General features: G+C 69.7%; 5 protein-coding genes and 1 rRNA gene. 2 read left to right on the top strand and 4 right to left on the bottom strand.

What is annotated here, in order from left to right; all coding sequences use genetic code 11:
- Together B9S61_RS33860 and B9S61_RS33850 are read right to left on the bottom strand one after the other, a co-directional pair.
- Window positions 1-962 (bottom strand): 16S ribosomal RNA (locus B9S61_RS33860); the annotation flags it as partial.
- A gap of 534 nt (window positions 963-1,496) precedes the next feature.
- Complete coding sequence (locus B9S61_RS33850; RefSeq protein WP_103545598.1) at window positions 1,497-2,045, bottom strand: MarR family winged helix-turn-helix transcriptional regulator; 549 nt, start codon at window positions 2,043-2,045, stop codon at window positions 1,497-1,499.
- Between the two features lie 122 nt (window positions 2,046-2,167).
- Here B9S61_RS33850 and B9S61_RS33845 point away from each other — a divergent pair, with 122 nt between their 5' ends.
- Window positions 2,168-3,442, top strand: coding sequence for an MFS transporter (locus B9S61_RS33845; RefSeq protein ID WP_103545597.1), 1,275 nt, complete (start codon window positions 2,168-2,170; stop codon window positions 3,440-3,442).
- A gap of 30 nt (window positions 3,443-3,472) precedes the next feature.
- On the opposite strand, the gene B9S61_RS33840 is transcribed toward B9S61_RS33845, so the two are convergent.
- Together B9S61_RS33840 and B9S61_RS33835 are read right to left on the bottom strand one after the other, a co-directional pair.
- Window positions 3,473-5,188: a SpoIIE family protein phosphatase gene (locus tag B9S61_RS33840; protein ID WP_103545596.1), complete on the bottom strand. Its 1,716-nt coding sequence runs from the start codon at window positions 5,186-5,188 to the stop codon at window positions 3,473-3,475.
- A 173-nt stretch (window positions 5,189-5,361) separates the two neighbouring features.
- Window positions 5,362-6,741, bottom strand: coding sequence for an NAD(P)/FAD-dependent oxidoreductase (locus B9S61_RS33835; protein ID WP_103545595.1), 1,380 nt, complete (start codon window positions 6,739-6,741; stop codon window positions 5,362-5,364).
- 377 nt (window positions 6,742-7,118) lie between these two features.
- Between B9S61_RS33835 and B9S61_RS33830 the strand changes: the two genes are divergently transcribed.
- A complete protein-coding gene (locus B9S61_RS33830; RefSeq protein ID WP_103545594.1) occupies window positions 7,119-7,868 on the top strand; it encodes a TetR/AcrR family transcriptional regulator in 750 nt (249 codons plus the stop codon).
- The last annotated feature ends 414 nt before the right edge of the window (window positions 7,869-8,282 follow it).

Raw genomic sequence — 8,282 nt, 5'->3', positions numbered from 1 at the left:
TTGGTAAGGTTCTTCGCGTTGCGTCGAATTAAGCCACATGCTCCGCCGCTTGTGCGGGCCCCCGTCAATTCCTTTGAGTTTTAGCCTTGCGGCCGTACTCCCCAGGCGGGGCACTTAATGCGTTAGCTGCGGCACGGACGACGTGGAATGTCGCCCACACCTAGTGCCCACCGTTTACGGCGTGGACTACCAGGGTATCTAATCCTGTTCGCTCCCCACGCTTTCGCTCCTCAGCGTCAGTATCGGCCCAGAGATCCGCCTTCGCCACCGGTGTTCCTCCTGATATCTGCGCATTTCACCGCTACACCAGGAATTCCGATCTCCCCTACCGAACTCTAGCCTGCCCGTATCGACTGCAGACCCGGGGTTAAGCCCCGGGCTTTCACAACCGACGTGACAAGCCGCCTACGAGCTCTTTACGCCCAATAATTCCGGACAACGCTCGCGCCCTACGTATTACCGCGGCTGCTGGCACGTAGTTAGCCGGCGCTTCTTCTGCAGGTACCGTCACTTTCGCTTCTTCCCTGCTGAAAGAGGTTTACAACCCGAAGGCCGTCATCCCTCACGCGGCGTCGCTGCATCAGGCTTTCGCCCATTGTGCAATATTCCCCACTGCTGCCTCCCGTAGGAGTCTGGGCCGTGTCTCAGTCCCAGTGTGGCCGGTCGCCCTCTCAGGCCGGCTACCCGTCGTCGCCTTGGTGAGCCATTACCTCACCAACAAGCTGATAGGCCGCGGGCTCATCCTGCACCGCCGGAGCTTTCGACCCTCACAGATGCCCGTGAGGGTCAGTATCCGGTATTAGACCCCGTTTCCAGGGCTTGTCCCAGAGTGCAGGGCAGATTGCCCACGTGTTACTCACCCGTTCGCCACTAATCCCCACCGAAGTGGTTCATCGTTCGACTTGCATGTGTTAAGCACGCCGCCAGCGTTCGTCCTGAGCCAGGATCAAACTCTCCGTGAATGTTTACCCGTAATCGGGTGCACACATCACGAGAGCGGAACCACCGGAGGAATGATCCGATGGTTCACAGCGTCCTCGCTGTGTTTTCTTCAAAGGAACCTCGACCATCCGAAACCGGATGGTCGGGGTATCAACATATCTGGCGTTGACTTTTGGCACGCTGTTGAGTTCTCAAGGAACGGACGCTTCCTTTGTACTCACCCTCTCGGGCTTTCCTCCGGGCTTCCCTTCGGTGTTTCCGACTCTATCAGATCCTTTTCTCGACCTGACCCCCAGTCAGCGGGGTTCGTCTTCGCGGCTGTTGGGCCGTTCCGACGTCTCAAACCTTAGCGGGTCTCTCCGTCTTCCCCAAATCGGGGGCGGGAATTCGAATTCAGGCATGCCGAAATCGTTCCCACTGGGAGGTCGTGCTGAGGTTTTGAGTGCCGCAGTTGCGGCGGAAGATGCCGCCCAAGAACCGTTACGTCCCCGTGGCAACCCGGAGAACACTACGGATCGACAGGGTGACTGTCAACCGTCCCCGGCCAAGATCTTTCAGTCCAGGTCCGTGAGACGTCCGCCGGCGTCCGGCTGGGCGTCCTCCACCCGGCGCAGGAGACGGGTGAGGACCTCGCCGAGGGCCGACCGCTCGCCCTGGTCGAGGTCCTGGAGGAGGTCCCCCTCGAAGACGGTGGCCATACGCATGGCCTCCTGCCACTTCTCCCGGCCGGCCGGGGTGAGCTCCACGATCACGCGGACCCGGTTGGTCTCGTCCCGTTCCCGGGTGACCAGACCCTCGGTGACCATGCGGTCGATCCGGTGGGTCATGGCGGCCGGGGTCAGCCCCAGGCGCTTGGCCAGATCACCGGGGCCCATGCGGTACGGGGCGCCCGAGAGCACGAGGGCCTTGAGGACCTCCCAGTCGGCGTTGGTGATGCCGAGCTCGGCGGTCTGACGGCCGTAGGCGACGTTCATACGCCGGTTCAGGCGGGACAGCGCGTTGACGATCTTCTCGACCTGCGGGTCGAGGTCCTGGAACTCCCGCTGGTACGCGGCGATCTGCTCTTCGAGTGTCGGCTCGCCGAGGCCGGAGGTGTCGCCCATGCCCGCAGTATGGCACGCCCCTCCTTTGCCTTGAAGTCCTTCGATGTGTACTCTTTAGCATTGCATTTTAGCTTCTAAGTCTTCAGGTCTAACTAGTGAGTGAGGTGAACGTGACCAGGGCGATGGGCGCTGCGATGCGCCGGATCCATGTGGGCAACGCACTCAGCGCTTTCGGGCTGGGCTTCACGGTCCCGTATCTGTACGTCTACGTGGCGCAGGTGCGGGGTCTGGGCTCCATGACGGCGGGTCTCGTGCTCGCCGTCTTCGCCGTGGCGGCGCTGGTCGTGCTGCCGTTCGCCGGGCGGGCGATCGTCCGGCGGGGTCCGTTGCCGGTGCTGCTCGTCGCCCTGGTCACGGCCGCGGTCGGCGCGCTGAGTCTGGGACTGTCGAGCGGTGCGGTGACCGTACTGCTGTCGGCGTCGGCACTCGGCGCGGGACAGGCGGTGATGCAGCCGGCGCTCGCGACGATGATCGTGGACTGCTCCACCGCGGAGACCCGGTCACGGGCGTTCGCCATGCAGTTCTTCCTGCAGAACCTCGGACTCGGTGTCGGAGGTCTCATCGGCGGTCACCTCGTGGACCCGACGAAAGCCGGCTCCTTCACCCTCCTCTTCTCGATCGAGGCGGCGATGTTCCTGCTGCTGGTCGTGGTGATGGCGTCGGTGCGGATGCCGCACTCGCCGCGCGTCACGGGCGCACCCCAGCAGTCGGCCGGGGCGGGCTGGAAGCAGCTGCTCGGCAACCGGGCCATGGTGCAGCTCTGTGTGCTGGGCTTCGTGCTGTTCTTCGCCTGCTACGGACAGTTCGAGTCCGGGCTGAGCGCGTACGGCGTCGAGGCCGCCGGGATCTCCACCTCCGCGCTCGGGACGGCGCTGGCGGCGAACACGCTGGTGATCGTGGTCGCGCAGTTCGCCGTGCTGCGGTTCGTGGAGCGGCGCAAGCGCTCGAGCGTGATCGCGTCCGTGGGTCTGATCTGGGCCGTGGCCTGGGCCGTCGCCGGGTACGCGGGGCTGGGCAACGGCAGCCAGGCGATGGCGACCGCCGCGTTCGTCTCGACGTACGCGCTGTTCGGGCTGGGAGAGGCGCTGCTGTCGCCGACGCTCGCGCCGCTGGTCGCCGATCTGGCGCCGACCGGGATGGCCGGTCAGTACAACTCGGCGTTCGCCCTGGTGAAGCAGCTCGCGCTGGCCGTGGGTCCGGCGGTGGGCGGCCCGCTGGGAGCCTCGCTGCACGCGCCGTACATCGTGGTCTTCCTGCTGTTCTCGCTCGGCATCACCGTTCTCGCGGTGCGGCTGGGGCGGCAGCTCACCGACGTGCAGAACCATCCGTCGGCGGCGCGGAGCCGTGTGGTGGCGCAGGGCGTCCCGGAAGCGGGACAGGCTCCGGCGCACGCCTGAGCTCATGGCCGGGCCGGACATCCGGCCCGGCTACGGGCCGGTGCCGCGGGTCCTCGACCCCGGCGAATGCGGCGACTTCGTCGGCATGGACGGCTTCGGGGGCTTTGCCGCCTTCGGCAGGAGGAACTCGCACCAGACCGCCTTGCCGCCGCCCGGGGTGCGTCTGCTGCCCCAGCCGGAGGCGATCGTCGCGACGATGGCGATGCCCCGGCCGGACTCGTCGCCGGGCTCCGCGCGGCGGCGCCTCGGCAGGTGGTCGTCGCCGTCGGTGACCTCGATGATCAGGCGGCGGTCCGTGCGGCGCAGGCGCAGTCGCATGGGGGGTGTGCCGTGCTGGAGGGAGTTGGCGACCAGTTCGCTGGCGGCCAGGACACCCAGGTCGTGCAGTTCGGTGGGGAAGCGCCAGCTGGTCAGTACTCCTGACGCGAAGGCACGCGCGCGGGGGGCCGCTTCGACTCCGCCGAGCAGTTCCAGCGCGGCGTTGCGGAAGAGTTCGCTCTCCGCTCCCCTGCGGGCGGGGTGCTGGAGGACCAGCACGGCGACGTCGTCGTCGTGGTCGGGGGTGACGCCGGCCGAGCGGATCAGGCGGTCGCAGACGACCTGAGGGCTGCCGGTGGCCCCGGCCAGGGCGCGCTCGAGGGCGGCGATGCCCTCGTCCAGGTCCTCGTTCCGCCGCTCGACCAGGCCGTCCGTGTAGAGGACGGCGGTGGAGCCGGGGCCGAGGGTGATGGAGCCGGAGGTGTGCATCCAGCCGCCGGTGCCGAGCGGCGGTCCGGTCGGTTCGTCGGCGCGCTGGACGGTGCCGTTCTCGTCGCGGACGAGGATGGGCAGATGGCCGGCGGAGGCGTACACCAGGCGGCCCTCGTTGGGGTCGTGGATGGCGTAGGCGCAGGTGGCGATCTGGTTGGCGTCGATCTCCATGGCGAGGCCGTCGAGGAGCTGGAGGATCTCGTGCGGCGGGAGGTCGAGCCGCGCGTAGGCCCGTACGGCCGTACGGAGCTGCCCCATGACGGCGGCGGCGCGGACTCCTCTGCCCATCACGTCGCCGATGACCAGGGCGGTACGGCCGCCGCCCAGAGTGATCACGTCGTACCAGTCGCCGCCGACGGCGGCCTCGGTGCCGCCGGGGTGGTAGGTGGCGGCGACGCGCAGGTCGTCGGGCTCCTCGAGCTCCTGCGGGAGGAGGGAGCGCTGGAGGGTGACGGCGGTCTCGCGCTGCCGGCGTTCGCTGGCGCGCACGCGTTCGGCGGCTTCGGCGTGGTCGGTGACGTCGGTGGCGAAGATCAGCACCGCGCGGTCCCGACCCTCGCTGACGGGGGTGCAGGTGAACGTGTAGGAGCGGCCGTCGGGGGCCTTGCGGGACTTCACCGTGCGGGGCTTGCCGCTGCGCTGGACCTGGTCGAGGAGCGGGAGCAGGCCGAGCGCGTCGAGTTCGGGGAGCGCTCCGCGCGCGGGGGCGCCGACCGGACGGACGCCGAAGGCCGCCGTGTAGGCGTCGTTGACGTAGGCGATGCGGTGCTCGGGGCCATGGACGAGGGCGACGAGGGAGGGGACGCGGTCCAGGACCTCACGCACCCCGAGATCGTCGACAGCCGGGAGGGGCCGGGGGTCGTCGGAGAGGTGTTCGCCGCGGGCCGCGGGCACGGAGCCCTCTCCCCGCCGGTCCGTGGAGACCGCCTGCTCGGTCCGCGCTGCCGCGCGGCGCTGCGTTCCGGGGAGCCGGGCGCTCCAGCGCGTGAAGTTCACGAATCCTTGCCTCGTGTAGTTGTCGGCGGCCGGAAAACCGGGCCCGGCCGGGGCCCCGGGGGCCGCACCGGGGTGGGCCGGACCCGCCCGCGGTGGTGGACCAGTCTGGCAGGGTGCCGGCCGGGCCGGCATCCGTCAGACGCCGGGCCGGCCGCAGGAGTTCCTGGGTCCGGTCAGGACGACCCCTTCGGGGTGTCCGGGGGGTCCTGGGAAGGCTTTCCACCGGCCGCCAGTTCGAACTCCGCCCGGGGGTGTTCGAGTGACCCCAGGGAGACGATCTCCCGTTTGAAGAGCCCCGCGAGCGTCCACTCCGCGGCCACCCGCGCCTTCCGGTTGAAGGTCGGGACCCGGCTGAGGTGATAGGTGCGGTGCATGAACCACGCGGGGAAGCCCTTGAGCTTACGCCCGTACACCTGCGCGACCCCTTTGTGCAGCCCGAGGGAGGCAACGGAGCCGGCGTGCTTGCGGGCGTACGTCTCCAGCCGCTCTCCCCGCAGGGAGTGGACGAGGTTGTCCGCCAGGACCCGCGACTGGCGCAGCGCGTGCTGCGCGTTGGGGGCGCACTCCCGTCCGGCCTCCCGCGCGGTGACGTCGGGAACGGCGGCGGCGTCGCCGGCGGCCCACGCGTGTGCGGCACCGTCGACGGCCAGTTCCGCGGTGCACTTCAACCGCCCCCGCCCGTTCAGCGGCAGGTCGGTGGCGGCGAGTACCGGATGCGGCTTGACCCCTGCGGTCCAGACGACCGTACGCGTGGGGAAGCGCGAGCCGTCGCTGAGCAGGGCCACCCGGTCCGCGCAGGACTCCAGCCGGGTCTCCAGACGGACGTCGATGTTGCGCCGGCGCAGTTCGGTGACCGTGTACCGGCCCATCTCCTCACCGACCTCGGGCAGGATCCGGCCGGACGCCTCGACGAGGATCCACCTCATGTCCTCGGGCCGGAGGTTGTGGTAATACCGCGCGGCGTAGCGGGCCATGTCCTCCAGCTCACCGAGCGCCTCGACACCCGCGTAGCCGCCGCCGACGAAGACGAAGGTCAGGGCCGCGTCGCGGATCTCCGGGTCGCGGGTCGACGACGCGATGTCCATCTGTTCGAGGACGTGGTTGCGCAGGCCGATGGCCTCCTCCACGGTCTTGAAGCCGATGGCGTGCTCGGCGAGACCGGGGATCGGCAGCGTGCGCGACACGGAACCGGGCGCGAGCACCAGTTCGTCGTAGGCGATCCGCCGCCCTCCGGTGCCTTCCTCGTCCGTGGCGAGGGTGCCGACGGTGGCGGTGCGCTTCGCGTGGTCGATTCCGGTCGCCTCGCCGATGATGACGTGGCACCGGTCGAGGACACGACGCAGGGGTACGACGACATGACGGGGGGAGATGGCACCGGCGGCCGCTTCGGGCAGGAACGGCTGGTACGTCATGTACGGGTCCGGAGTGACCACCGTGATCTCCGCCTCGCCCCGCGCGAGCTCCCGTTTCAGCTTCCGCTGGAGACGCAGAGCGGTGTACATCCCGACGTAGCCACCGCCGACAACGAGAATGCGCGCACGTTCCTTCACCATCCCATGACGCACCCGTCGCGCGCGTTTGTCCACAGCCTCGACGCATTGTGTGACCGGACGGTTCCGTCCCCCGGGGTTGGCCGATTCACCGGCCCTGACCGCATACCCGCAGGTCACCTCGGGTACATTCACCTCCGTCGGGGGGAACATTCAGGACGTATGCGACCCGTGCTCCGATCGGGGGGCGCTCCGTGCGGAACGTGCCTCTTCTGAATTGCCCCCCTCTCAACTATGTTCGTGTGTCGACGGGGTGTAGGGGCTGTGCTCATCGGGTCCGCGACGGGCGGGACCGACAGGCCGGGCCTCTTCCACATGCCCCGGCGATCAATGGCGCGGAGAAGTCTCCGGGGGGAGACGTCATTACCGGGGGAATACATATGCATGTTCAGGACTCTCATTGGTCTTCCGCTCTCACGGCCGGCGGCGCGCTGAGCGCGCCCGCGGGCGGAGCACGCGGGGACGGCTCACGCACGGCACCGCTGCGGGTGGACGCGCAGCGCAATCTGGAGCACGTGCTGCGTGCAGCGCGTGAGGTCTTCGGCGAGCTGGGCTACGGCGCGCCGATGGAGGACGTGGCACGCCGGGCACGGGTCGGTGTGGGCACGGTGTACAGGCGCTTCCCGAGCAAGGACGTCCTGGTGCGGCGGATAGCCGCGGAGGAGACGTCCCGGCTGACCGAGCAGGCGCGTGCGGCGCTCGGCCAGGAGGACGAGCCGTGGTCGGCGCTGTCCCGCTTCCTGCGCACGTCGGTCGCCTCCGGCGCGGGTCGGCTGCTGCCGCCGCAGGTGCTGCGGGTGGGTGTGGCGGAGGAGCGCGGTCTGTCGGACCACGCGCGGCTGCCGCAGCAGCGGACGCAGACGGCGGGGGAGCTGCGGCTGGTGCCGGAGACTCCGCCGGTGGGCGGGACGGCGGACGACACGGGGGCCTCGGAACTGCTCGACGTCGTGGGGCAGCTGGTGGAGCGGGCGCGGACGGCGGGGGAGCTGCGGCCGGACGTGTCCGTGTCGGACGTCCTGCTGGTGATCGCCACGGCGGCGCCGGCCCTGCCGGACGCGGCACAACAGGCGGCAGCCTCGGCGCGACTGCTGGACATCCTGCTCGAGGGACTGCGCTCCCGCCCGGCCTGACGCACGCCTCACCTGCGCGGTGCGAGGCCGGCGCCGGGTGTCACCACCCGGGGCTGCCCCGTCGTACTGAGCAGGCGCCGGCTGCACGACCCGGCATGCCACCGCACTCATGCCGGCCAAGGACCGGTTGCCCAACCCGGTGCGTGCGGGGCGTCCGCGCAACCCGGCGTCGGCGGGGTGCCGCCACGCCCACCCTCCCCGCCGCGGCGGCACGTCTGCCGCGGAGGCGGCGGGAGCAACCGCGAGCACCGCGGGAGAGGGCCGCGGAAGCGGCGCGAGGTCGACGCGGACGGAACGGGTGAGCCGCGTACGGCGTGGCGCGCGGACGAACGGCGGGCGTGCGCGTGACGCCGACGGCATAGGCCAGACGCCGACGACGCGGCGGAGGACGCCGACGGCGGAAAGGGGACGGGG

It is taken from the genome of Streptomyces sp. SM1, assembly GCF_002910825.1.
Taxonomy (GTDB): domain Bacteria; phylum Actinomycetota; class Actinomycetes; order Streptomycetales; family Streptomycetaceae; genus Streptomyces; species Streptomyces okerensis.
This window is presented reverse-complemented; position numbering and strand designations above follow the sequence as displayed.

What these genes read in the sequence shown, in the direction of transcription:
- B9S61_RS33850 (WP_103545598.1), bottom strand. Translation starts at nt 2,045, where the DNA reads ATGGGCGACACCTCCGGCCTCGGCGAGCCGACACTCGAAGAGCAGATC.
- B9S61_RS33835 (WP_103545595.1), bottom strand. Translation starts at nt 6,741, where the DNA reads ATGGTGAAGGAACGTGCGCGCATTCTCGTTGTCGGCGGTGGCTACGTC.
- B9S61_RS33845 (WP_103545597.1), top strand. Translation starts at nt 2,168, where the DNA reads ATGGGCGCTGCGATGCGCCGGATCCATGTGGGCAACGCACTCAGCGCT.
- B9S61_RS33830 (WP_103545594.1), top strand. Translation starts at nt 7,119, where the DNA reads ATGCATGTTCAGGACTCTCATTGGTCTTCCGCTCTCACGGCCGGCGGC.